Raw genomic sequence first — 23,412 nt, 5'->3', positions numbered from 1 at the left:
AAGTTCATGGGACGGAATTAGAACATTCATATAAAACCATTATATTATAAACATGCCACATAACTAAAATAACGATTATGTATCATTATTATATTGAAAATAGATTGATTACGCTACCATTCGACAATTCGTCATAGTTCGCGTATCCATTATACCCAATTTACTTCCTTTTCAACACCGGCAACGATAGAAATTTACCCCATCTCGAAGGAAAAAGAGCCCCTGACCGTTTTGGACAGAGGTCTATAATGGAGTTGGAACACAATGACTGCCGGGAGAGGTGACTGCTTATGAACATTTCAATTGGAGGCTATTCGTTCAACAACACGTACTTAGAAGGAAAGATGGACGTATTCGGTTATTTGGAAACGGTTAGATACCGCTATGGACTTGACGTTGCTGATTTGTGGAACGGTTTTTTCATCGACCGGACCAGCAAACCGGTCATGAAGCTGGCGGATGAAGGATATATTCGGAAAATTAAAGAGGCGCTCGATGAGCGGGAGCTCCGGGTTGTGAACTTTGCGATCGACGGCGCACATTTATGGGACCCGGACCCTGAGCTAAGAGAGCATTTGTACGAGAATGCTCTCATTCATTTGCGGGCTGCGGTTATGCTGGGCGCAGAGACGGTTCGGATAGATACGGGAGGCTCTTACACGGATACCGAGCCGATGGGTGACGAGCAATTCGAGTTTACAGTGCGGCGTTACCAGCAGTTCTCGGAATTTGCTTCGGATAACGGCTTCCGGATCGGTCCGGAAAACCATATGGGCGCATCCCTGCAGCCTAGAGAATTGAAGCGGCTGGCAGAGGCGGTGAATCATCCGGCATTTGGCTTCCTCGTTCACCTGGGACGCTGGCGTGCCGATCGCGAGGAGGGTGACCGTCTTGTTGCGCCTTGGGCTTATCATACGCATTTCGATGCGGAGACGGCATCATCGCCGGATGCAATCCAAACGATAAGTACGCTGCGGGAAGCGGGCTATAACGGTTACTGGGGCATTGAGCATAATGCGCCGGAGAATCAATACGGGGAGACTTCACGGCTGATCGGGCTGGTGCAACAACATCTGGCGAATGAAGCAGAATCGCATAAGGGAGAGGCTTAAACGATGGAACGGATACGGATCGGGATCATTGGGGTCGGACAAATTGGCAAAATGCATGTGCAGCAGTATCAGACGATTCCTGGGGCGGAGCTGGTCGCCGTATGCGATGTGAATGAGGTGGAAGCGCAGCGGGTTGCCCAGCAATACGGTATTCCGCATGTGTATTCAGACTATCATAAGCTGCTGGAACGGGATGACTTGGACGCCGTTGACGTTTGCCTTCATAACAACTTTCATGCGCCGGTAACGATTGATGCGCTGCGGGCAGGCAAGCACGTCTATTGCGAAAAACCGATTGCCGGCACGTACTTCGACGGCCAGAGCATGACTGCCGCAGCGGAAGAGAGCGGGAAGAAGCTGCATATTCAGTTGGGGCTGCTGTACCGGAAAGAAACGAAAGCGGCCAAGCAGCTGATTGACGGCGGTATGCTGGGCAAGCTGTATCATGCGCGCTCCACGGGCTTCCGCAGACGCAACCGTCCATTCGTTGACGGGTATGGCACGCCATATTTTACAAGAAAAGAAACGGCCGCCGGCGGAGCTTTGCTGGATATGGGCGTTTATCATATTTCACAGCTGTTGTATCTGCTTGGCAATCCTGGTGTGGAGCGGATCTCGGGCAAGCTGTATCAGGAGATGGATATGCTGGCCGAGCGGCAAGCGATCAGCGGCTTTGACGTGGAGGAGCTGGCTTCCGGTCTTGTCCGCTTTAGCGGAGGGCTGACACTGGATATCATCGAATCATGGTCGATACATCTCGGCGGCTTTGAAGGCAGCAGCATTGCGGGCAGCAAAGGCGGCATCCGGCTGCCGAATGACGGAACGGGGGCAGCGGCTCAGCCGTTCAGCTTCCACAGCACCGTCTGCGATATGGATATGGACAGCACGATCGATCTCGATATGATGGATATTCGCTGGCACCGATTGAGGGAGAACGAAGATGCTTACGATTCCTCGCAGCATCATTGGGTTGCTGCGCTTCAGGGCAGAGTGGAGCTTCTGCCGACGGCGCAGATTGCCTTAAATACGATGCTGATTAGCGAGGGCATGTATAAATCTGACGAGCTTGGCCGGGAAGTGACGGCCGAGGAAGTGGCGGAAGCGTCGCGGTCGACAGCCGTGAAGCTTTAAACGGCCTATCTATGAATTCTTCCGCTTCATTGACAGCCGTCAGTTCAGGCTACCGCTCCATAAAGGCTTTTAACTTTTTCGTCTATGGAACAATTGCAGTGTACAGCACTTTTTTTGCTTTATATTTGCAGTCGCAAGGGATGTCCACAATTGAAATCGGTGCTCTGATGGCAGGGGGGCCGGTCGTATCGCTCATTGCCAATCCGTTCTGGGGTTATTTGAGCGACCGGTTCCGCAACATCCGGCGAATTCTGATCGTCATGCTGATCGGTAATTTATTAGTTATGCAGCTCGTATTTCTCGTCCATTCCTACACGCTTATCTATGCGTGCATGCTGCTTTTTTTACTTCTTTCAAATGCCGCTATTCTCGCAAAGCAACAGCCTGATTCTGAATGCGATCGAAGGGACCAGCCATAAATTTGGCGCATTCCGGCTATGGGGATCGCTTGGCTGGGCGCTGCTGGCGGTAGCTTCGGGGCCGGTCATTGGCGTGATGGGCATCGAGCGATTGTGGATTGTCTACAGCATAATGATGCTGCTCGCGATTGGCCTTGCCTTTACGCTGCCGGCTGGCGGAGCGCCGGCAGCGGCATCCCAATCTGGCAAGGCTCCAGTCAGCCGCAGTTCCATGCTTCGCAATTGGCCGTTTGTTCTGTTTCTCATTATCGGTCTCGTTCTGTCGATACCAAACTCGATAAATACGACCTTCGTCGGGCTATATATCGCTGAGCTTGGAGGCAAAACAAGTATAATCGGCTGGTCGGCCTTTTTTTCTTCGATTTTTGAGATACCGGTATTTTTGCTGCTGGATCGTTATTTGCGCAAAAATGTCCGCGTTATGATGTTATGCCTTGCAGTAATAAGCGTGCTGTATGCGCTGCGCTGGTCGTTGATGGCGGTTGCCGAGAGTCCGATGCATATTATATTCATTCAAGCTCTCCATTGTCTGACCTTCGGAGGTTTCTACTATATCGGGACACAGCTTACCGCATTGCTTGTTCCAGCCGAGTTCCGGGCTTCAGGCCAAGCCTGGTATGCTCTAACCTGGGGCGGGCTGTCCGGCATCGTTGCAGGCTTTCTTGGCGGCTGGATGTTCGACCGATTTGGCCCGCAGCCGATGTACGCAGCAAGCGGGATTATGGCACTTGCCGGGGTGCTCGGTTTTGCACTGCTCTATCGGTTTTTAAGGGAAAAAGCTACAGTGAAATGAATGCAGCCGCAATCGCCGTTGGCAGGTACCGACGGAATTGCGGCTTTTTTAGTTAATGGCCGGTCCTCGTCTTACGGGGGCTTTCTTAAATGCCTTTCAATAAAACCGAGTCACTCCAGAGCATTCCATTGTATAATGGTCGTATAGGTTTAAACTGGGAGAATGGTAGAAGAGAGGAACAACGATGACATTAATTAAGCAATTAGTGAGTCAGGATGATTTTACAGGCTATTATTTGTTGAAAGAGCTTGATGTGAAGCTGACGAACGGAGCAACGCCGAAAGATTATTTCGATATCGTGCTTTGCGACGGAAGCGGGCAAATGTCGGCCAAGTTCTGGGACGTGTCGTCTACGGACAAGGAAACCTTTTTCCCGATGGGGCTGGTCAAGGTTCAAGGCGTAGTGCAGACTTACCGCGAGAAGCTGCAGATCAAAATCGTACGCATGCGGCTCACAACAGAAGAAGACCAAGTGAATTTGACTGATTTCATTCGTTCAGCGCCGATTTCGCCTAATGATCTTATTCATTCAATTAAGCAAGTGCAAAATAGCATTGAGGATGAAGAGATTCGACGAATCGTCGATTATTGCGTAGCGAAGGTGGATGACAAACTGAGCCATTATCCGGCTGCGAAGACGCATCATCACGCTTATTTTGCCGGTCTCGCCTATCATATTGTAAGAATGCTGGAAATCGGCGAGTTCATCTGCAAGCAAAGACCATTCTTGAATCCGGATCTCATTAAAGCAGGCATTATTTTGCATGATATTGCGAAGCCTGAGGAAATGATCGCTCAGCTTGGCATCGTATCGGACTATAGTCTGCAAGGGAAATTGCTTGGACATATATCGCTGGCCTCCAATTGGATTACGGAAGCGGCTATTCATAATGGAATCGAATTGGAATCCGAGAAGGTGATCGGGCTGCAGCATCTGGTGCTGTCGCATCATAATCTGGGAGAGTGGGGAAGTCCGGTTCAGCCGCAAACGGCGGAAGCTGTGGCTCTTCACCATATCGACGCTATGGATGCGAAGCTTCAAATGGTCGAGGATGCGCTTGATACAACACCGGAATCCGAGCCCTGGACGCCATTTATCCGCGGATTGGAAAATAAGCCGATTTACCGGATGAAGCTGTAAAATCGCGAATACATGCTACAATGATAAAAAAATCGAGGGGAAGATAGCGGGCAGTAGGCAACATGGGATTGCCCGGAGCAACCGATGGCAGATACCGAACAACCGACTTTGAAATATTGCGCTCATTGTCATGAGCCAAAGCCGATGAACGAGTTTTTGCGCCGTACCGGCCGGCGCTCCGGCGCACAATCGAGGCGGGGAGCTTGCCGCTCCTGCCGCAAAACACGCCGCGCTGTTGCAACGCCAGGAGCAGCAGAAGGGAAAGCCGCAGATAAAGCGGCTTCTATTCAAGCTGTGCCAGCAGGGTCTGCTTCCCCGGCAACAGCGGCTATAGCGGGACTTTCGCCAGGCAAAGCGGCCGCCGCTAAGCGAAAGCGAACCAAAGCAGCAGCCAGTACTGGCGAAGCTGTATCCGCCGCGGAGGACAAAGGTGCTGCAGCAGAAGATCGAGCGCTGCTCAGCTCAGACACTGGCAAAGCGGTCTCAGCTTCCAGTGTCGCTGATCCCAAACGCAGGCCGCGCACCAGACAGTCCACACGCCAAACGAAGCAGCGCCAGCAGCCGAAGCCTTCGAATCATTCGCCTACCGACACGGCGTTTTTGAGGCCGACCCAGCAAGGAACGATCTGGATGCGCGGCAAAACCGATAAAGGCAGACGCTGGTATCAGGAGATCGATATTGAGCTTGCGGTTACACTCGTCAAGGAGCGGGCTGCTGTCGTCGTGAACCGGCATACGATCCGCAGACTGTTCAGCAACAAAGATTTCCGCAAGCATATATTGACCCGGGACAACTATACCTGTTACTTCTGCGGAGATTATGGCGATACGATCGACCATATGCTCCCTCGCGCTAAGGGCGGGCACACGACACCCGACAATTGCGTATGCGCCTGTAATTTCTGCAACCAGTCCAAGGCAGATAAAGATCTTGAGGAATTTATGAAGGAAAACTGATGATGATGTGGAGGCTGGCAAGGCCGCTTCTGCAAAACAAAAAGAACCGCGCCATGCCCTTTCAGCAGAACCCCCCGTTCTGTAAAGAGCCGCTAGCGCGGTTTTTTTCGTATCAGCTATGCAATTAGTTGCTGGCTACGTTATAGCTGTAATTGCTGCTGTCATAGCTGTCAACCGAGGCGAAGACAAGGACAAGGATAAGGACAAGGAAGATAAGGGCATAGATTGCCGTGCCGATGATACTCGTCACAAGGCCGGCTATAGCCAGCCCTTTTCCCTGCTCGCCTTTTTTCTTAATTTCGCCTAAGGACAGCGTTGAAATAATCATACCGACGATTCCGATGAAAAATCCAAGATAAGGTACAATAATTGAACAGATGCCTAGTACAAGAGCCGCAATCGATTTGCCATTGGTGCGTGCCGGAGGCGTAGGCATCCAAGGCTGATTCGGATGAGGCGGCGGGTTATAATTTTGAAACTGCGGTCCGTTATCAAAATTCGACAAAAGCGACTTCCTCCCAAAAGTTGGTATACCAACATTATACCTGCTGCTCTCCCTATTTTCTATGGAAAAATAAGCTGAAGGCTAGAAGAGGCTCCAGTTCATTTGTCTGGATATCGTCTCCAGCAATTGAACGCCTGCTATGCTGTTCCCTTTTGCATTGAGGGCAGGGCCAACAACGCCAATGCCGTAACGGCCAGGCACCATTGTCAGAATACCGCCGGACACGCCGCTTTTTGCAGGAAGGCCGACCTGAATGGCAAATTCTCCGGAAGCGTTGTACATGCCGCAGGTCGTCATAAACGTTTTGGCGATTTGTACATAGCGTCTTGGAATGAGGCTCGCTCCCGTAATGGGATCAGTCCCGTCAAAAGCGAGCACGAGCGCCATGCGCGACAAATCGGCGCAAGTTGCGTTAACGGAGCAGTGCTTGAAGTAGACGTCGAGCACATCATCCACGTTGCCCTCCAGCACGCCATTATCCTTAAGCAAATAACCCATCGAACGGTTCAAATTCGCCGTATCCGACTCGGAGCGGTACACATCGTAATCATAATCAAGTGCATCATTGTGAGCCAGCTTCCGGAAAAATTGAAGCACACGCGACGATTTCTCGTCCGGATTGTCGCCGCCTATAATGGAGGAGACGGCAATCGCTCCGGCATTGATCAGCGGATTGAACGGAATGCCCGGCCGGACGAGCTCCAGCTTCAGCATGGAGTTGAAGTTGTCCCCGGTTGGCTCCATGCCGACTTTGCTGAATACCTTTTCCTCCCCGTTGTCTATGAGTGCCAATATTAATGTGAACACCTTGGAAATACTCTGCATCGTAAAAGAAAGACTGCTGTCGCCAGCCGTTAAGGAGTGTCCCTGTGCATCGATCAGGTGAATGCCAAGCGCCTCGCCGGGCGCTTTGGACAGCTCAGGAATATATGCAGCTACCCGGCCATGGGCCGAGCAAGGCTGGCTTGCTCGAACCCATTCGGGTAAATTTTGCTGTAATTGCTCGAATTCGAGGCCGCTCATCCCTTTAACCTTTTCAGAAAAGCGACGATCGTCAGCAAGCCTTTATCGAAGTTCTCCAAATTGAAATGCTCGTTAGGAGCGTGCAAATTCTCATCAGGAAGACCAAAGCCCATCATGACAACAGGGGCGGACAGCACTCGCGAGAAGGTCTCGACAATCGGAATGGAGCCGCCGTCTTTCGTGAAGATCGCTCTCGTTCCATACACCTCTTCATAGGCGTCAGCCGCAATTTGCAGCATCGGATGATTCGGGTCCATATTGAATGCGCGGGCTTTTTCCCCTGGCGTCACAGTCAGCTTCGCGCCCGTTGGCACATGCGTGTGAAGATGCGCGGAAATGCGCTCTAAAGTAGCGACAGGATCTTGATTGCCGACGAGACGGCAGGTGATTTTTGCATGGGCTTCCTTCGGGATGACCGTTTTCGTACCTTCACCCTGAAAGCCGCCATAAACGCCGTTCAGCTCCAGTGTCGGCCGCGCGCCCGTCCGCTCTACGAAAGAATAGCCTTCCTCGCCATACAGGGCATCGAGGCCCAGATGATCTTGCAGCTTTTCTTCATTAAATTGCTGCTTGGCAAACTCTTCGCGCATCGCCGCAGACAGCTCGGGAACGCCCTCGTAGAAGCCTTCAACTGTTATCCGTCCTTTGTCATCATGCAAGGAAGCCAAGAGCTCTACTAGCGCATGAAGCGCATTTGGAACGCCGCCGCCGTATGTGCCGGAATGGAGATCGGTATTGGCCGTTTGAATGGCGACCTCCAGTGAGCAGAGACCGCGAAGTCCGGTTGAAATCGCAGGCTTGCCCTTTTCAAGGAGGGAGGTGTCGGAGATGACGACGACGTCAGTCGCCAGTTTTTCTTCATTCGTCTTCATAAATGCCGGCAGGCTTGGGCTGGAAATCTCCTCTTCGCCCTCGATGCAGAACTTCACATTGACCGGCAGCTCGCCTTCCTGGCGAAGCAGCGCTTCAATGGCTTTAATATGTAGGAATAGCTGTCCCTTGTCGTCCGTGGCACCACGTGCGTAAAGCTTGCCGCCGCGAACAGTCGGCTCGAACGGAGGTGTCTCCCATAGATGAAGCGGGTCGACCGGTTGAACGTCGTAATGTCCGTAGATGAGGACGGTTGGCTTGCCCGGCGCATGCAGATGTTCTGCATAGACGATAGGATGGCCGGACGTCGGATGTACCTCAACGATATCCATACCGGCTTCCTTCAGCTTTTGCGCTACCCATTGCGCCGCTTCATTCATATCCTGCTTATGCTCGGAGAGAGCGGAAATGCTCGGAATGGTCAGAAATTGCTTTAACTGCTCCAGATGCTGCTCCCTTAATTGTTGAAAATAGCTTTCATAATTCATTTGGAATGTACCTCCTTCAAATCGTTAATTCTTCTCTATTGTACTACTTTTTCACCGATTTCTATAATCGGTTCTGGAGAAATAATCGGGCTCGGCATTGTACGAATCAACAAGGCGAATTCTGCGCTATGCTGGACGAAAGGCTGGGTTCTTACTGAACTAGAGACGGAAGTAATAGCAGCTTGTTGTAGTCTATAATGAAGGAAATCCATCATTGAGTTCGGAAGGGGGAGCGCCAAATGCAGCAGATCGTACAGCCGCAGGTTGAAGAAGAGGGCAAGCGCCAGCGTGATGAAGAGGTTGTGAAGAAGAAGTTTTGGAGCAAAATGAAAAAATACGCAAGCAAAGTTCCGTTCTCAAAAGAAGCGGTATCGATGTACTTTTGCGCGATTGATGCCAAAACGCCTCTCTATGCCAAAGGTATCGCATTTGGCGCTCTCGCTTACTTTATCAGCCCGATCGATGCCATTCCAGATGCGCTGCTGGGACTTGGCTTCACTGACGATGCAACCGTTATTGCGGCGGCAGTCACCGCCATTGGCAAGCATGTGAATGCTGTACATCGCGACAAGGCGGAACGTTTCTTTTACGGCGAGGTTCGTGAGAAGCAGCAGCAGACGGATGGTTTGACCGTTTTGCGGACCGAAGGGTAGATGGCAGACGGATAATAGGGAAATAGCGCGTGCAGCTCTGGGCTGCAGCGCTTTTTTTGTATGATTGGAGTGTAGGCAGCCATCTGCTAGAGCAAGTGTTTTTTGAAAATAGCAGGATAGTGTGACTTTTTAGCATCTTTCGGCATTCAACCGCCTTGTCTCCTTATTTATACTGAAGTTGTTAAGAAACGACGGCTTACAGCATGAAGATGTGAGCTGATAAATAGGAGGTTGGCAGCCAATGACCAAACCATTGCGAGTGCTTACAGAGGAACAACTGCTTGCGTTTAATACGGAAGGATATTTAATTGTAAAAGGCCTGTTTAATCCGGATCAGGTGGCCGAGATTGAAGAGGTGTTTGATAAAATCAGCCAGCAAGCAATTCCCGGCTATTTTGAGCCGGAGCTTGGAGGGGAAAGCACCGATCCGCTAAAGCGGTATCCGCGTGTTCTGCATCCGCATCGTATTGACGAGACGGCAAGAAAATACATGCTTCACGCCCCGGTGTTGGACGTATTAGGCGATCTGTATGGCGAAGAGGCGCTGGCCGCTCAAAGCATGTTCTATTACAAGCCGCCGGGCTCGCGCGGTCAAGCACTGCATCAGGACAACTTTTATTTGAAAGTGGAGCCTGGCAACTGTATTGCAGCATGGACGGCTATCGATGCGGCTGATGAGGAAAACGGCGGCATGCTGATCGTGCCGAAGACGAATACTTATGAAATCGTCTGCCCGGATGAGGCGGATGTCAAAGAATCGTTCTCCGCGCATTACGTCAAGCCTCCCAAAGAGGAGAAGCCAATTCCGGCTATTATGGATAAGGGAGACGTCTTGTTTTTCAACGGCAATCTCATCCACGGCTCGTACCGCAACAAATCAAAGGACCGCTTCCGCCGCGCTTTTATTTGCCACTATGCGAACGAATCGGCGACGAAGATCAGCCATTTCTACCGGCCGTTGTACCGGGCGGACGGCTCGCAGGTTGAGCTGGAGCTGAATATGGAAGGAGGGCCTTGCGGCATTGAACATGAACTCGTCTACCCGCACTGATCATACAAATGCAACTGCTGCTAGTCCGGCGCCAGCGTTAGACGTTCAAATGTCCTGGTGGACAATGAGCGGACTTGGGGAGGCCGGGCGAGAGTGGAGCCTGGAAGAACGGTTCGCCCGGATTGCCGAGGCTGGCTATGACGGCATTAATGGCTTCCTGCCTGCGAAGGAGGAAGCGGAGCGGTGGAATAGGCTGCTCAAGGAGTATGGCCTTAGCTTCAGTGTCAATGCCTATCCGAGAAACGCAGCGGATATGCAGGCGTTCCTACAGGAGGCGCAAGCATACGGCGGCGCTGAGCGCATCCAGTATGTCAATGCGCAGGTGCTCACTCCATTTGTGACTGGAGAATCTGCACTGGAGCTGCTGCGGGATATTCAACGCTTGTCCGCTGATGCCGGCATATCCGTGTTCGTCGAGACGCATCGCGGCACGATTACGCAGGATCTCATCCGTACTGCGGAGTATGTCCGGTCCATCGGCGATTTAAAGCTGACGATCGATTACTCTCATTATGTAGTGGCGGGGGAAATGCATCACGTTCCCGATGAAGCGGAAGCGCTGCTGCAGCAGTTGCTGGTGCAGACCTCGAGCATTCATGCCCGGGTATCGAATGGCGAGCAGATTCAAGTCGACGTCGGGGAGCAAGGCGAACATCCGATACTGGATCACTATAAACGCTGGTGGGCGGACGGCATGCGCCATTGGCTGCGGCAAGCTGCGCCAGGGCAAAGGTTCCCATTCGTTTGCGAGCTGGGCCCGGCGTCGTATGCGATCACGACCGACGAAGCCACAGGACGCACGAATGAGATTAGCGACCGCTGGTCGCAATCGCTCTATTTTCAACAGCTGGCCCGCACACTCTGGAATGAGATTCAGTAAGGAATTTGTACTGTTGAGGATCAACACACAGCTAAATCAACCTAAGACTGATAAATAACAATTTTCCCGGCAACAACGAAAAGGCCGGAAGCTTGGCAGGAGCGGCGCTCCTCTGGCTTCCGGCTTTACTTATTAATTTGTGGAGAAGAATGATTAGCGCCGAGGGTGCGGGTTGCGAATTGCGAATTGCGAATTGCGGTTTGGACACATTTTCCATTGCGAGAGAAAGGTTACTTCAACTGGTGCAGGTTAGCCCGGCACGCCTTCCCGTTTATGGAAGAATGATTTCAGCGCGTTGTAGACCTCGCCTTTCTCGCGGATAACGTAATACATGAAATGCTGCATATTGATATGCTTGTAGGCGGACATAAGCGTGCTGGAGCGGTTGTATTGATTCACTTCGCCGTAGCCGAAAAGGTTGGAGCGTTTGAGCAGCTCGCCAATCAGCTTCACGCAGCGCTCATTGTCGGAAGTCAGATTGTCACCGTCGGAGAAGTGGAATGGATAGATGTTGTATGCGCTTGGCGAGTAACGGCTGTCGATGATTTCGAGCGCCTTGATATAGGCAGACGAGCAAATCGTACCGCCGCTTTCGCCGCGGGTGAAAAACTCCTCCTCCGTGACTTCCTTGGCTTCCGTATGATGCGCGATGAAGACGATTTCGACCTTCTCGTACTGGTTGCGCAGGAAACGGGTCATCCAGAAGAAGAAGGAGCGCGCCACATACTTTTCGAATGAGCCCATGCTTCCAGATGTGTCCATCATTGCAAGAATGACGGCATTGGACTGCGGCCGGACGATCTCTTCCCAGGTTTTATAGCGGAGATCGTCGGGGGAAATACGGTGGATGCCGGGCTGGCCGGAGGTGGCGTTGCGCCGGAGATTTTCCATAATGGTCCGCTTCTTATCGATGTTGGACATGATCCCTTTTTTACGGATGTCGTTAAACCTGATTTCCGTCGTCTCCAGCTGATCCCTGTCCTTTTGCCGGAGAAAAGGCAGCTCCAGCTCCTCGAACAGCATGGCTTCCAGCTCGGCCAGACTGATTTCCGCCTCTATAACGTCCTCGCCGGGCTGATCACCCGCGCCTTCCCCTTTTCCCGGACCCTTGGCGGCTTGCGGGTCGACCCCGAGAACGTCGCCAACCTGGCTGTCGCCGTCGCCCTGCCCGACATGTTTATTTTTATTGTAGTTGTACACGAAACGGAATTCGTCAAGGCTCCGAATCGGCACTTTAATGACCTGCTTGCCGTCGGACATGACGATGCTTTCCTCGGATACGAGATCAGGCAAGTTTTGCTTGATCGCTTCCCGTACTTTTTGCTGATGCCTGGCCTGGTCTTGATAGCCTTTACGATGCAGCGACCAATCCTCCTGAGAAACAACAAACATTCTATGATCCGCTGAACCCATTTCGGAGCACCTCCTTGCGAGAATGTATGGTTATTATTTAATGTATTCAAGTCCTCCCCGGATATGTGAAGCAAAAGTTGCCCGATTCTATCAGTCTCTTCGGGGGGGAGATAGATTTAATAGCAGTATGAGAAACGACAAAGCGACAGGCGGTTTACGAAAACGGGCTTCTTTTACTCGCGAAACATCAAATATAGATCATATCTGGATCTGGTGAAGTAAAAGTTGGGTTTGTGAGTCAGTGTAAGGACCGGAACGAGAGTAAGGGGGACAAGCCGTGAGATTCGACTTTATAAAGTCAAATTGGTGATGCTTTTTCTCTATTCGGAATTTGATTTCCCCTGTTATGAACTTTTAGACTTATAGAGGCCTTTCAATGGGAAAGCAGCTGATTTTAAGGAAAATTCTACATTAAATAAGGTGGTGATAACTTATATACACAAATTAAATATAAACATCATTTAACTGGGGAAATTCTATCTGCAGTAGAAACTTATTTTGTGACGGAAGAAGTTTGGAACGGGCTGCTAGATTACTTTAAGAATAGTAAGGTTTAGCGACGTTTAGTCAAAACTGTAGAAGGTGCTGCTTGTAAAGGATCGCAGAGCGAAGCAGCTTCGCAATTTAACGAAGACAAATTCGCTGGAGGAGCGCATGCGAGTACCCCCACTTTACATAGCGAACCCAGTTTCGCTGTTCGTGAACCTGTGTTCATGAGTAGCGAAATTAGGTTCGCTATTTGCGGTATAATTCAGTTTCAACTGGATATAGCGAAACCAGGTTCACAAATTAGCGAACCTGCTTCGTTATTGGGAAAGGGAGCTCGAATTCTCGCAGCCTCCAGCCCCCTCACTAACTTAGCCCAAAATGTAGAAGGTACTGCAACGTACAGTAACGCAGAGCGAAGCAGCTTCGCAATATAACGAAGACAATTTCGCTCGAGGCGGGCATGAGAGTCTCAGTACTTCAATTAGCGAACTCAGTTTCGCTGTTCGTTAACGGGAAGTTGCTGCAGGGGGATTGTTGTAGGAGTAGTTGTTTGTTCGCCCTGCCCTACAACAACTCCCCGCGTTTGTTCATATACCGGTACAGCATGACAGCCACGACAGAACAGAGCAGCGCGCAAGCGGCGATAAACCCGTATCCCGCCTGAAGTCCGGCGGCTAGACCGGCATCCGGGCTTGAACGGAAAAAGCTTTTGAACAGATCGGTGATCGCCCCGATCAGGAAGTTCCCGATGACGCTGGCGACGCCCATCATCGTTACGGTGAAGGTGATCGCCGTCTCTGTTCCGTTCGCGTACCGCTTGGCGAGCAGCGCCATCACGGTTGGGTAGATCGGAGCGATGCCCACACCGGCCAGCGCGAATAGAAAGGCGCCGGATTCGCCAGCGACAATAGCCCCTGCTGAGCAGAGGCCTGACACAGCCGACAGTACGATAATCGATCGCGTGTAGCCGAATCGATCGGTAAGCGGTCCGAGCAGCAGACGCGCCAGCATGAAGCAGAGGAAGAAGGCGGACAGCATCGCCGCCGAGGCGTCACTGCTCCAGCCGTATACCTTTTCCAAATAGTTGACCAGCCAGCCCCCTACCGCAAGCTCCGACACGACCCCGAAGGACAGCATGCCCACAATGAGCCATGCCGCGCGGTCTTTAATAAAGGATTTGAGCGACAGCCGTTCTTCCGGCTTCATCTCATCTCCCGGAACGCGTGCGAATAGAGCAGGAATCATAGGCAGCACGGACAACGCAAGCACAAGCGCGTACATTCCTCTCCAGCCTAGCTCAGAACCAAATAACTGCACGCCCATGAGCGACGCTGCGAGCAGCGGTGCAACCATAGAGCTTAGCCCATAGAAGAAATGAGAGAGGTTCATCATCATGCCGGTATTGCGGGTGAAAATCCGAGCCGCTAGTATCGCAAGCGCGATCTCCAGCAGACCATTACCGATATACATGAAAAAGTAGGATAAGGACAACGTGGTATAGTTTGCCGACCAGTAAATGAATAAACCGGATAAAGCCATCGCTGCAAAGGCGATGATCGTCGTCATTTTGACACCGAACCGTTTGGCTAGTGCACCCGTAAAGGTACAAGCCAGCAGATACCCGAGTGAGTTAAGCGCCAGCAGCAGACCGATCTGCATCTCACTTAATGAGAAGTCGGACTGCATGCGCGGAATCGCGGGGCCTTTAATATTTTCCGAAAAGCCGAATACGAGAAAACCGCCGAAAACGACGGCAAGCAGCAGCGAGTAGTTGCTCAACAGCTTGCTTTTTGACCTTGCCTTAGTTTGTTCCACCACCGTAATAATCCTCCGTTGTGCACCTTCATGCCGTAAAATTAATAGATTTGGATCCCTGAATAATAGCTCGAATAAATGTAACGCGGTTTGGCGAATTAAGCAACCAATGGGTGCAGGGGAAAATATTGCAGGAAGGAGTTGAGCAGCCGCGAGGCGAATAGTTAATTGTTTGAGGGCCGCTTGCGGCCTGGTGTACAGGAAGGATGATAGAATGAAACTATTTCATACTGCGGACTGGCATTTAGGCAAGCTGGTGCAGGGTGTATATATGACGGAAGACCAGCGGTATGCGCTCCGGCAATTGACGGATGCAGTCGCCAAGGAGAGGCCGGACGCTGTCATCATTGCAGGCGACCTCTATGATCGGGGAGTGCCGCCGACGGAAGCGGTGGAGCTGCTTGATGAGCTGCTGAATAAGCTGGTGATTGAGCTGAATACGCCGGTTCTGGCGGTTTCGGGCAATCACGACAGCCCTGACCGTATCGATTTTGGCACGGCAATGATGGCAAGCCGAGGCTTACATATTGCAGGACGCTTGAAGCCGGACATGACTCCGGTTATTATGCAGGATGGCTATGGCGAGGTGCATTTTCATCTGGTGCCCTATGCCGATCCGGCGCAAGTTCGCTATGCTTTTGGCGACGATTCGATTCGTACGCATGACGATGCCATGAGGGAGACCACAAAACGTATTGCAGAGCGAATGAATCCGGCAGCCAGACATGTATTAGTAGGGCACGCCTTTGTAACGCCGGGAGGCGCTGCCGAGCCGAATACGAGTGAATCGGAGCGTCCGTTGTCGATCGGCGGGGCTGAGCATGTGCGGGCGGATTATTTTGAGCCGTTTCATTATACGGCGCTCGGCCATTTACACCAGGCTCATTTTGTCCAGCGGGAAAACATTCGTTACGCAGGCTCGCCGTTGAAATATTCGATCTCTGAGGAGAACCACAAGAAAGGTTATTTGGTTATCGAATTGAATGAAACAGGCGTATGCTCCATCGAGAAAAGAGAGCTGAAGCCGCTCCGCGACATGCGGCGGGTTACCGGCACAATTGAGGAAATTGAATCGCATCCGGTATCCCAAGATTATGTATTTGTTACGCTGCTCAACGATAATCCGGTACTATTTCCGATGGAAAAAGTACGTGCTGTATATCCGAACGCGCTGCATGTAGAGCGGCGGGTAACGCGGGTTGTTGAGGCAGCGGAGAGCGAGGAAGCTTCGGCTGCGGGCAAACGGAGAGAGGCGAATCCGGTTGAGCTGTTTGCTTCTTTTTATGCGGAAGTGAAGGGCGTCCCGCTGGCAGAGGAGAAGAAGCAACTGTTCGCGGAGACGTTCGAGCAGCTGCTTCGTGAGGAGGGAGGTGCTGTATGAGACCGCTTAAGCTGACGATGACAGCATTTGGACCCTACCGCGACGCGGAAACGATTGATTTCTCTCAGCTGGAGAATCACCGGCTGTTTGTTATCTCGGGCAGTACGGGAGCGGGTAAAACTTCGATCTTTGACGCAATTTGTTTCGCCTTATATGGCGCGGCAAGCGGAGAGGACCGTTCAGAGCCGCGCATGCTGCGCAGCCACTTTGCCGATGACGATACGCATACCGCGGTCGATTTCGAATTTGCCGTCGGCAAGCGCAGCTATCGGCTGTTCCGCCAGCTGCCGCATCGCAAGGGAGGCAATAAAAGCGAAACCGGAGGCAAAGCAGAGCTGTACGAGACGACAGAAGGCACGGAAGTGCCGGCTGTCGATCGTTTTACAGTGGGCGATGTGAGCGCTAAGGTGGAGCAAATTATCGGGCTGACGAAGGAGCAATTCAACCAGATCGTCATGCTTCCGCAAGGCGAATTCCGCAAGCTGCTCACCTCTGATACGGATAATAAAGAGGAAATACTGCGGCGGATTTTCCGTACGGAGCTGTATCAGCGGCTGGAAGGCCGGTTTCAGCAGCGCAATCGGGAGCTGGGAGACTCGTTAAAGCAAGCGAAGCTGCGCGCGGAGCTGTATATGAAGCAAGCCGCAGAGACGCTGCCGGTCCGGGAGGATAGCGTACTGGCTGCAACGTTAGCCCAGCCTTCCTTCAATGGAGCGCAGCTGTCGGAAGCGCTGGGCCAGGAGCTGGCTTATTACCGCCAGACGGAGCAAGAAGGCGAGGCCGGCAAAGCGTCGCTGGAGACAGCGGTTGATGCTCAGGAAGCGCGGCTGCGCGATGCGCTCGCGCTTAATGCGCGGTTTGCAGAGCTGGATCGCGAGCGTTTGAGCCGCGAGCGGCTCCAAGGGCAGCGCGGCGAATATGCCGAGCGCGAGCAGCGGCTGCTGCTGGCAGAGCGCGCGGCACAGCTCGCTCCGTATGCGGAGCAAGCAGAGCGTGCGGCGCATGATGCTGCGGCAAAGCTTCAACTGCGCGATGCACGCCGGGTAACCGCCGAAGCGGCGGTGGCAGCTGCAGCGGAAGCGGAGGATCAATATCGCCGCGAGGAGCAGCGCGAGGGGGAGCGGGAAGCGGCGATGCGAGAGCTGCATACGCTGACGGAGCTTGTACCCTCGGTGCAATCACTGGCTGAGCTGCGCGGGGCGTATGATCGTCTCCTTGCCGAAGAACGAGACGGGGCTGCCGGGCTGCAGCAAGCTGAAGCGCAAATTGCAGCAGCTAAAGAGACGAAGCAGTCGGCAAGCACGAAGTTGAAGGAACTGGAGAGCGAGACAGCATCCCTGCCTGGCAAGCTGGAGCAGCTGCGGGGCGTCGAACAGCAAGGCAAGCATGTCTCCCGATTGCTGGAGCTGGAGAAGGAGCTTGGGCAGATTGCTGCGCTTGAAGCCGAGCGCTTGCAGGCTTTAGAACTGATCCGCAAGGAGCATGATCAGCTGGAGCATATATGGATTGAAGGACAAGCCGGATTGCTCGCCGCTCATCTGCACGACGGCAAGCCTTGTCCCGTATGCGGCAGTCCTGACCATCCGGCCAAAGCGGAATCATCCGATACGCTCCCGTCGCGGGAGCAGCTGCAGCAGGCGAAAGAGCGGCTGGGTCATTTCGAACGAGAGCTGAACGAGGCGAAGCTGCAAAGCGCCGCTACCCGCAGCAGTTGGGCGAGCAGCGCTGCTGAGCTTGCCGAGTTTGGCGCGTCGGCCGAACATTTGGGTGAACAGCAGACGTCCCTGCGTGCACAGTGGCGGCAATTGAAAGAGGAAGCCGACCGGCTGGAGCAGCAAGGCAAGCAAATGCAAGAGCTGAAGCGAACCTGCGAGCTGTTGGAGGCCAAGCTGGAGCAGCAGCAGCAAACGAAGGAAAAGCTGCAGCAGGAGCAGCACCGGATTGCTGTTGAACGTGCGACGAAGCAATCGGTGCTGGAAAAGGAATTGGAACGCATCCCGGAATCGTTGCGTTCGCCGGAGCAATTGAAGCAGCGGCTCACTCAGCAGCGTTTGTTGGCCGATACGTTGGCGGCAGCCTGGAAGCAAGCGCAGGAAAGTCTGCAGCAGACGCGGACGAAAGCGGCCGGGGAGAAAGCTCACCTGGAGCAATTAGAGCAGCAGCTGGCAGAGGCGGCATCGAACGCTCTGCAAACAGCCGAGCGATTCGTCCAGCAACAGGAGCTTGCTGGTTTCTCCAATTCGGAGCAGTATCGCTCAGCGATTCTGAGCCAGCATGACCGTTCAATGCTGAAGGAGCAGCTGGACAATTACAAAACCTCTCTGCTTGCTGCGGAGCGTCGTATCGCGGAGTTGGAGCTGGCTTTGTCCGGCATGAAGCCTGCGGATATACAGCAGATCGAGGAGGAGAAAGCAGCCCTTCGGCAACAATTGGAAGCTGTTTCTGCCGCGCTTCAGACAGCTGCTCGCTACGCAGCAGAAGTCGAGCGGCTGCAGCGCTCGCTGGATGATGCCAACAGCAAGGTTAAGCAGCTTGAGTCTGATCTGGAGCAGGTGCTGGATCTGTATCAAATGCTGAAGGGCGACAATGAGTTGAAAATTTCGTTCGAGCGATACATTTTGATCGAGTTTTTGGAGCAAATATTGCAGGCAGCCAACGTCCGGCTGCGAAATTTATCCGGCGGGCAGTTCAATCTGCAGCGCAGCGACCGGCTTGAAGTTCGGGGCAAGCAAAGCGGGCTTGGGCTTGATATCTACGATGCCTATACGGGGCAAAACCGCGACGTCAAAACGATGTCCGGCGGGGAGAAGTTTAATGCCTCATTATGTCTGGCACTAGGGATGACTGATGTCATCCAGGCTCACCAGGGCGGAGTGTCGATTGAGATGATGTTTATTGACGAAGGCTTCGGGTCGCTGGATGAGGACTCGCTTAACAAAGCAGTCGAAGCGCTTATCGATCTGCAGCGGGCGGGAAGGCTGATTGGCGTTATCTCGCACGTTCAAGAGCTGAAGCAAGCATTCCCTGCTGCGCTGGAGGTTCATAAGACGAAAGAGGGCTATAGCAAGACAGCAATCACCGTTAAATAATAAAAGCGTGCAGCCGAATGCCAATACACATCCGGCTGCACGCCTTTGTACGCTTAAGTTAGACGTTGGCTGCGCCAATTACAAGTCCCAATACGGTCAGGGCAACGATACCGACGACAATCAATCCGTTCAGGATGATGCCGACGATTGCAAAAACTTTGCGGCGGTTTTTGGCAAAAGCGCCCACGATACCGAGAATGAGGCCGACAAAAGCGATGCCGGCTCCAGCAATCATAAGAAGACCTGCAATCATAACTGAAGCGAGAACGGAGGGATCATTGTTCTCCAGGTCGCGGATAAGCGACTGCGGATCCTCTGAGACATTGGCAGCGAAGGCAACGGATAGAATCATGCCGATAATGCCTAGCAAAACAGCGATCAGAGCAATAATAAAGGAAGCGATGCCGAGTCCGGATTGCTTGATCTTCTCTTGCTGGAAGGGCAGATCATGACCAAAGGCAGGCTGCGTTGCGTATGGATTCGTGTAAAATGGATCATTATGTAGCTGCTGTTGCTCGTTATGATCGACAACCTGCTCCCCTTCATTGGCTGATCTGGTTGAATCGTTACGGTTCTCTTCCAAGTGATCGACTCCTTAATAGTAAAGTAACAGGATAATAAGCAATATTTATAACCCATAATCATGTAAAAGTATACACAAACAGGGAAGGATTGAAAATCAAATGTTGAAAAAATATTTTGCTCTCGGCGCGTTTGGCGCCGCATTGGCGGTCGCTCTTGGCGCGTTTGGCGCGCACGGATTAAAGGAAGTGCTGTCCGAACGTCTTTTGGACATTTTTGAGACGGGCGTACGCTATCATATGTATCATTCGCTTGGCGTTATGCTGGTTGCCTTGCTTGGGGACCGGCTTGGAGAGAGCAAGCTGCTGCGCACCGGCGCCAACCTGCTCGTTGCCGGAGTCATCATTTTCAGTGGAAGCCTCTATGCGTTAGCACTTTCCGACGTTTCGGTTCTCGGAGCGATCACACCTATCGGGGGAGTTGCCTTTTTAAGCGGATGGGGTTGTATTATCGCGGCTGCACTTCGTTCTACCAAAAAATAATCCAGCATCCGACAAAATTCGATCTGCATCTACAAGATTCTTGCATTCCTTTAGTAAATATTTCTATACCATATCGTTTATTTCGTTTATAATAGTACCAACACACACTTGACCTGAGCAGAGGAAGGAAGTTGGTGCGTGACGAAACGAATGGATGACTTGCCAGTTAAACAAACGCGGTATGCGGTAGCGCAATCGCTTAATGAACCTTGGAAGGTTGGTTTACTCTTCCTGATCGCTTCGGCGGTCATTGTTATCCTATCGTTTATTTGGGTGTCCAATACACCACTTGAATGGGTATCCTCCATTCTATTCGCATGTACGCTAGCGATTACTTCTTTCCTCTACGTCAGGCGCGGACAAGCATCAAGCTTCCAAAACTATCATACGCCAATTGTGGAAACGCTCCTTCGTTCGGAAGCAGTTCCACTCGCGGTGCTGGACCGGCAAGGGGTTATCATCGAGATGAATGAAGCTTCCAGCCGGACGTTAGGTTACCACCGGGCTGAGTTGCTTGGCAATTCACTTGCGCCTCTGGTTGAGCCGAGCAGCCGCCAGCAGTTGAATGAATTGCTGGAACAAGCGCTGAACGGCGAAGCCTGCCAAGTTAACGTCAATATTACGCATCGCTCGGGGTTTCCTTTGGAGCTGCAGATCGTATGCGCGCCGATGATGAAAGGAAATGAAGCGATCGGAACGATCGTCATCAGCCATGACTTAAGCGACCGCAAGCGCAACATCGAGCGCATTCGCTATATGGCCTATTATGATGATATGACCGGGCTGCCGAACCGGACGCTCTTTCATATCAAACTAAGCGAGAGTCTCGTCAAGGCGCAGGAGGAGAATAAGCTAATTGGCTTATGCTACCTGGATCTTGACCGCTTCAAGCTGGTGAACGCTTCCTTCGGCAGAGAGTTTGGCGACATGCTGCTCATGCAAGTAGCGGAGCGGTTGACCCGCGCAGTTGCAGAGCATGGTCTTGCAGCCCGAATGGAAGGTGATGAATTTGCCCTCCTGTTTACAGAAGCGGAGACGGAAGAGCAGCTTCTGGAGCATGCACGCGGCATTCTGGGCCTGATCGAGGAGCCGTTTGAATTGAAGGGTTTTCCGCTTCATATTACGGCGAGTATCGGTACGGTGACGAACGGAATTGCAGAGGATGACGGCTACACGCTTCTCAAGAAAGCGGATATGGCGCTCGTGCGCGTTAAGGAAAGCGGCAAGAACGATTGTATCCTTTATTCGGAAAGCTGGAACAATTCCTCTTTGGAGCGTCTGACGCTGCAGCATGAAATGTACCGGGCGATACAGCGCCAGGAGTTCGTTCTTCATTATCAGCCGCAGTATGCGATCGGTTCTGGAACGATGGTCGGCGTAGAGGCGTTGGTGCGATGGAAGCATCCAATCCGCGGGATGATCCCGCCCGGAGAGTTCATTCCGCTAGCTGAAGAAAGCGGTATGATCGTACAGATTGGCGATTGGGTATTGGAGGAAGCGTGCCGCCAGAACAAAGCTTGGCAGGAAGCGGGCTTGCCGCCGATGCCAGTGTCGGTCAATCTCTCGCTTCGCCAATTCGTGCAGCATGATTTGGCAGGCAAAGTGGCGAAAGTATTGGAGAAGACCGGGCTAGAGCCTCAGTATTTGGATCTGGAAATTACAGAATCGATGACGATGGATGTTGCTCACGTATCACGCTGCCTTATAGCATTGACAGATATGGGTATCGGAATTAGCGTTGATGACTTTGGAACGGGCTACAGCTCCTTCCACTACTTGAAGAACTTCCCGATCGACCGTTTGAAGATTGATCGCTCATTTGTCAGAGATATACAACAAGATCCTAGCGATGCTGAGATTGTTGCGGCTATTATCGCTATGGCGCATAACTTGAATATTCAGGTCATCGCCGAAGGCGTGGAAACAGAAGGTCAAATGGAGTTTCTGCGCAAACACCGCTGCGATGAAATGCAAGGCTATTACTGGAGTCCTCCAGTGCCGAGCACCAACATAGAGGAAATGCTAGGCTCTGCCTATATCCAATAAAAAAACAAGCTCTCATCCGACCGTGATGGGAGCTTGTTTTTTATGTTTGTCTTATTTTAAGCTTCAAAAAAAGCTATTCTTGAAAGTCTTCGATTTCATTCAATCTAAACGTATAGACCTGCTTCTCATCAACATGGTAGATCGTGACCACGCTTGTCTGATCGTCGAAATTAATAATTCGGCAAGGAATACTAAGTTTAACGCCGAAGCCTTTGTTGACGATTAGCCGAATAAGTTTGTTGGATTTCATATACTTCCGAATAGAATCAAATCCGTCGGATTGTTCATTCGCAGGGGATGAATCTGCCGCATGATCCGGTTGAGTAGGTTCAGGCATAGTAACAGGAACAGAAACTAAAGTATCGGCTTCAGATTTGCGTTCATCGATGAGTTGTCCGAGCTGAATACCGCTTAAAATCCGATAGTCTAGCAAGGGTGATTCATTAAGCGCATGTATGATTTTTTCCAGAGCAGCCCCGTTACTGGAGCCTTCAACGAGCAATTCGACCTGGAATACATAGGATTTAGGAGTGATAGTTTGAGTGGGTTTCATAGTTCCTCCGGACTAGATAAGGTGTTATCTCTAATATATCACTTATTTCGTCATCCATGTAGTCCTAATTCTCACTCGGAAATGTGTATCCATCCATCCAGTTCGCGGGTGTGCTGCATATAATGATTGTGCAGCTTACTCACTTGTACAGAAGCTGGCTTAAAGGGGGTGGAACTCGTATGATGCGAATGGTTCCGATTACGCTTGGCAATGGGGCAACGGTGCTGGGCGTGGAAGTGAAATTGCCTAAAACGACGCTTCTTGCCATAACGACGGATACCGGATATATAATGTGCGGTGCCCTTGATGTTGGTCTTCTCAATGATAGGCTGAAGGACCGCGGCATTGTAGCTGGGAGAGCAGTCGGCGTGAAAACGCTGGAGGAGCTGCTGGATGCGCCGCTGGAGTCTGTAACCACGACGGCAGAATCGCTGGGCATTGTGGTCGGTATGAGAGGCTGGGACGCTTTGGCCTTAATGGGATGAGGAACGAGGAAAGTGCTTCATCCCATGAACCAGCAGTATATACAACTAAAAACG

Annotated in this window: 21 protein-coding genes; 14 read left to right on the top strand and 7 right to left on the bottom strand. The window is 51.9% G+C overall.

The annotated features are described in order from the left end of the window. Nucleotides 1-290 precede the first annotated feature (290 nt). The 6 genes from TY10_RS15240 (at nucleotide 291) to TY10_RS31590 (ending at nucleotide 5,553) form a co-directional block, all read left to right on the top strand. A complete protein-coding gene (locus TY10_RS15240) occupies nucleotides 291-1,112 on the top strand; it encodes a sugar phosphate isomerase/epimerase family protein (RefSeq protein ID WP_042165113.1) in 822 nt (273 codons plus the stop codon). 3 nt (nucleotides 1,113-1,115) lie between these two features. Then, nucleotides 1,116-2,243: a Gfo/Idh/MocA family protein gene (locus TY10_RS15235; protein WP_042165111.1), complete on the top strand. Its 1,128-nt coding sequence runs from the start codon at nucleotides 1,116-1,118 to the stop codon at nucleotides 2,241-2,243. Nucleotides 2,244-2,254: 11 nt separating this feature from the next. Then, on the top strand, nucleotides 2,255-2,662 hold the full coding sequence (locus TY10_RS32085; protein ID WP_272945301.1) for an MFS transporter: 408 nt from the start codon (nucleotides 2,255-2,257) through the stop codon (nucleotides 2,660-2,662). Further along, complete coding sequence (locus TY10_RS15230) at nucleotides 2,601-3,455, top strand: MFS transporter (protein ID WP_272945300.1); 855 nt, start codon at nucleotides 2,601-2,603, stop codon at nucleotides 3,453-3,455. The genes TY10_RS32085 and TY10_RS15230 overlap by 62 nt, the downstream gene beginning before the upstream one ends. Before the next feature lie 184 nt (nucleotides 3,456-3,639). Then, nucleotides 3,640-4,596, top strand: a complete 957-nt coding sequence (locus tag TY10_RS15225; protein ID WP_042165108.1) for a 3'-5' exoribonuclease YhaM family protein — start codon at nucleotides 3,640-3,642, stop codon at nucleotides 4,594-4,596. A gap of 84 nt (nucleotides 4,597-4,680) precedes the next feature. After that, a complete protein-coding gene (locus TY10_RS31590) occupies nucleotides 4,681-5,553 on the top strand; it encodes an HNH endonuclease (protein ID WP_042165105.1) in 873 nt (290 codons plus the stop codon). Nucleotides 5,554-5,677: 124 nt separating this feature from the next. Here the strand turns inward: TY10_RS31590 and TY10_RS15215 are convergent, their stop codons facing one another. The 3 genes from TY10_RS15215 to TY10_RS15205 form a co-directional block, all read right to left on the bottom strand. Then, the gene (locus TY10_RS15215; RefSeq protein WP_052350559.1) at nucleotides 5,678-5,989 is read right to left on the bottom strand and encodes a DUF4190 domain-containing protein; all 312 of its coding nucleotides are present in this window, start codon (nucleotides 5,987-5,989) and stop codon (nucleotides 5,678-5,680) included. A gap of 150 nt (nucleotides 5,990-6,139) precedes the next feature. Beyond that, nucleotides 6,140-7,081: a glutaminase A gene (gene glsA / locus TY10_RS15210; RefSeq protein WP_042165102.1), complete on the bottom strand. Its 942-nt coding sequence runs from the start codon at nucleotides 7,079-7,081 to the stop codon at nucleotides 6,140-6,142. Beyond that, on the bottom strand, nucleotides 7,078-8,439 hold the full coding sequence (locus TY10_RS15205; RefSeq protein WP_042165100.1) for a dipeptidase: 1,362 nt from the start codon (nucleotides 8,437-8,439) through the stop codon (nucleotides 7,078-7,080). The genes glsA and TY10_RS15205 overlap by 4 nt, the downstream gene beginning before the upstream one ends. A 239-nt stretch (nucleotides 8,440-8,678) precedes the next feature. Here TY10_RS15205 and TY10_RS15200 point away from each other — a divergent pair, with 239 nt between their 5' ends. The 3 genes from TY10_RS15200 to TY10_RS15190 all read left to right on the top strand — a co-directional run bounded on the left by TY10_RS15200 (nucleotide 8,679) and on the right by TY10_RS15190 (nucleotide 11,023). Continuing rightward, nucleotides 8,679-9,092 carry a YkvA family protein gene (locus tag TY10_RS15200; RefSeq protein ID WP_042165098.1) on the top strand — a complete coding sequence of 138 codons (414 nt, stop codon included), beginning with the start codon at nucleotides 8,679-8,681 and terminating at the stop codon, nucleotides 9,090-9,092. Nucleotides 9,093-9,333: 241 nt separating this feature from the next. Further along, the gene (locus tag TY10_RS15195; RefSeq protein WP_042165096.1) at nucleotides 9,334-10,143 is read left to right on the top strand and encodes a phytanoyl-CoA dioxygenase family protein; all 810 of its coding nucleotides are present in this window, start codon (nucleotides 9,334-9,336) and stop codon (nucleotides 10,141-10,143) included. Further along, nucleotides 10,121-11,023, top strand: coding sequence for a sugar phosphate isomerase/epimerase family protein (locus tag TY10_RS15190; protein ID WP_238327655.1), 903 nt, complete (start codon nucleotides 10,121-10,123; stop codon nucleotides 11,021-11,023). The genes TY10_RS15195 and TY10_RS15190 overlap by 23 nt, the downstream gene beginning before the upstream one ends. 249 nt (nucleotides 11,024-11,272) lie before the next feature. Here the strand turns inward: TY10_RS15190 and yhbH are convergent, their stop codons facing one another. Then, on the bottom strand, nucleotides 11,273-12,436 hold the full coding sequence (gene yhbH / locus TY10_RS15185) for a sporulation protein YhbH (protein ID WP_042165095.1): 1,164 nt from the start codon (nucleotides 12,434-12,436) through the stop codon (nucleotides 11,273-11,275). A gap of 1,053 nt (nucleotides 12,437-13,489) precedes the next feature. After that, nucleotides 13,490-14,743, bottom strand: a complete 1,254-nt coding sequence (locus TY10_RS15180) for an MFS transporter (protein ID WP_042165094.1) — start codon at nucleotides 14,741-14,743, stop codon at nucleotides 13,490-13,492. A gap of 211 nt (nucleotides 14,744-14,954) precedes the next feature. Here TY10_RS15180 and TY10_RS15175 point away from each other — a divergent pair, with 211 nt between their 5' ends. Both TY10_RS15175 and TY10_RS15170 read left to right on the top strand, forming a co-directional pair. Beyond that, nucleotides 14,955-16,121 (top strand): exonuclease SbcCD subunit D, encoded by a 1,167-nt coding sequence (locus TY10_RS15175; protein WP_042165093.1) that lies wholly within the window; start codon nucleotides 14,955-14,957, stop codon nucleotides 16,119-16,121. Next, a complete protein-coding gene (locus TY10_RS15170) occupies nucleotides 16,118-19,210 on the top strand; it encodes an AAA family ATPase (RefSeq protein ID WP_042165090.1) in 3,093 nt (1,030 codons plus the stop codon). Before TY10_RS15175 ends, TY10_RS15170 begins: the two co-directional genes overlap by 4 nt. A 58-nt stretch (nucleotides 19,211-19,268) precedes the next feature. Here TY10_RS15170 and TY10_RS15165 read toward each other — a convergent pair whose 3' ends face one another. Continuing rightward, entirely contained in the window at nucleotides 19,269-19,793 is a 525-nt protein-coding gene (locus TY10_RS15165; RefSeq protein ID WP_052350558.1) for a DUF4064 domain-containing protein, read from the bottom strand. 100 nt (nucleotides 19,794-19,893) lie between these two features. On the opposite strand from TY10_RS15165, the gene TY10_RS15160 reads away from it, so the two are divergent. Both TY10_RS15160 and TY10_RS15155 read left to right on the top strand, forming a co-directional pair. Next, the gene (locus TY10_RS15160; protein ID WP_042165087.1) at nucleotides 19,894-20,274 is read left to right on the top strand and encodes a DUF423 domain-containing protein; all 381 of its coding nucleotides are present in this window, start codon (nucleotides 19,894-19,896) and stop codon (nucleotides 20,272-20,274) included. Between the two features lie 138 nt (nucleotides 20,275-20,412). Next, on the top strand, nucleotides 20,413-22,320 hold the full coding sequence (locus TY10_RS15155; protein ID WP_081735299.1) for a putative bifunctional diguanylate cyclase/phosphodiesterase: 1,908 nt from the start codon (nucleotides 20,413-20,415) through the stop codon (nucleotides 22,318-22,320). A gap of 73 nt (nucleotides 22,321-22,393) precedes the next feature. On the opposite strand, the gene TY10_RS15150 is transcribed toward TY10_RS15155, so the two are convergent. Further along, complete coding sequence (locus TY10_RS15150) at nucleotides 22,394-22,873, bottom strand: hypothetical protein (protein WP_042165084.1); 480 nt, start codon at nucleotides 22,871-22,873, stop codon at nucleotides 22,394-22,396. A gap of 179 nt (nucleotides 22,874-23,052) precedes the next feature. Between TY10_RS15150 and TY10_RS15145 the strand changes: the two genes are divergently transcribed. Further along, nucleotides 23,053-23,358 (top strand): YunC family protein, encoded by a 306-nt coding sequence (locus TY10_RS15145; RefSeq protein ID WP_042165081.1) that lies wholly within the window; start codon nucleotides 23,053-23,055, stop codon nucleotides 23,356-23,358. Nucleotides 23,359-23,412: the final 54 nt, after the last annotated feature.

Source organism: Paenibacillus gorillae, assembly GCF_000513275.1.
Lineage (GTDB): Bacteria > Bacillota > Bacilli > Paenibacillales > Paenibacillaceae > Pristimantibacillus > Pristimantibacillus gorillae.
The sequence above is the reverse complement of the archived record's forward strand: the minus strand, read 5'-3'. Positions and strand labels throughout refer to the sequence as shown.

Excerpts from the sequence above, each read along its gene's own strand:
- TY10_RS15235 (WP_042165111.1), top strand. The coding sequence starts at position 1,116 with ATGGAACGGATACGGATCGGGATCATTGGGGTCGGACAAATTGGCAAA.
- TY10_RS15190 (WP_238327655.1), top strand. The coding sequence starts at position 10,121 with ATGAACTCGTCTACCCGCACTGATCATACAAATGCAACTGCTGCTAGT.
- TY10_RS15175 (WP_042165093.1), top strand. The coding sequence starts at position 14,955 with ATGAAACTATTTCATACTGCGGACTGGCATTTAGGCAAGCTGGTGCAG.
- TY10_RS15150 (WP_042165084.1), bottom strand. The coding sequence starts at position 22,873 with ATGAAACCCACTCAAACTATCACTCCTAAATCCTATGTATTCCAGGTC.
- TY10_RS15240 (WP_042165113.1), top strand. The coding sequence starts at position 291 with ATGAACATTTCAATTGGAGGCTATTCGTTCAACAACACGTACTTAGAA.
- yhbH (WP_042165095.1), bottom strand. The coding sequence starts at position 12,436 with ATGGGTTCAGCGGATCATAGAATGTTTGTTGTTTCTCAGGAGGATTGG.
- TY10_RS15195 (WP_042165096.1), top strand. The coding sequence starts at position 9,334 with ATGACCAAACCATTGCGAGTGCTTACAGAGGAACAACTGCTTGCGTTT.
- TY10_RS15215 (WP_052350559.1), bottom strand. The coding sequence starts at position 5,989 with ATGCCTACGCCTCCGGCACGCACCAATGGCAAATCGATTGCGGCTCTT.
- TY10_RS15160 (WP_042165087.1), top strand. The coding sequence starts at position 19,894 with ATGTTGAAAAAATATTTTGCTCTCGGCGCGTTTGGCGCCGCATTGGCG.
- glsA (WP_042165102.1), bottom strand. The coding sequence starts at position 7,081 with ATGAGCGGCCTCGAATTCGAGCAATTACAGCAAAATTTACCCGAATGG.
- TY10_RS15230 (WP_272945300.1), top strand. The coding sequence starts at position 2,601 with ATGCCGCTATTCTCGCAAAGCAACAGCCTGATTCTGAATGCGATCGAA.
- TY10_RS15205 (WP_042165100.1), bottom strand. The coding sequence starts at position 8,439 with ATGAATTATGAAAGCTATTTTCAACAATTAAGGGAGCAGCATCTGGAG.
- TY10_RS15170 (WP_042165090.1), top strand. The coding sequence starts at position 16,118 with ATGAGACCGCTTAAGCTGACGATGACAGCATTTGGACCCTACCGCGAC.
- TY10_RS31590 (WP_042165105.1), top strand. The coding sequence starts at position 4,681 with ATGGCAGATACCGAACAACCGACTTTGAAATATTGCGCTCATTGTCAT.
- TY10_RS15145 (WP_042165081.1), top strand. The coding sequence starts at position 23,053 with ATGATGCGAATGGTTCCGATTACGCTTGGCAATGGGGCAACGGTGCTG.
- TY10_RS32085 (WP_272945301.1), top strand. The coding sequence starts at position 2,255 with ATGAATTCTTCCGCTTCATTGACAGCCGTCAGTTCAGGCTACCGCTCC.
- TY10_RS15225 (WP_042165108.1), top strand. The coding sequence starts at position 3,640 with ATGACATTAATTAAGCAATTAGTGAGTCAGGATGATTTTACAGGCTAT.
- TY10_RS15200 (WP_042165098.1), top strand. The coding sequence starts at position 8,679 with ATGCAGCAGATCGTACAGCCGCAGGTTGAAGAAGAGGGCAAGCGCCAG.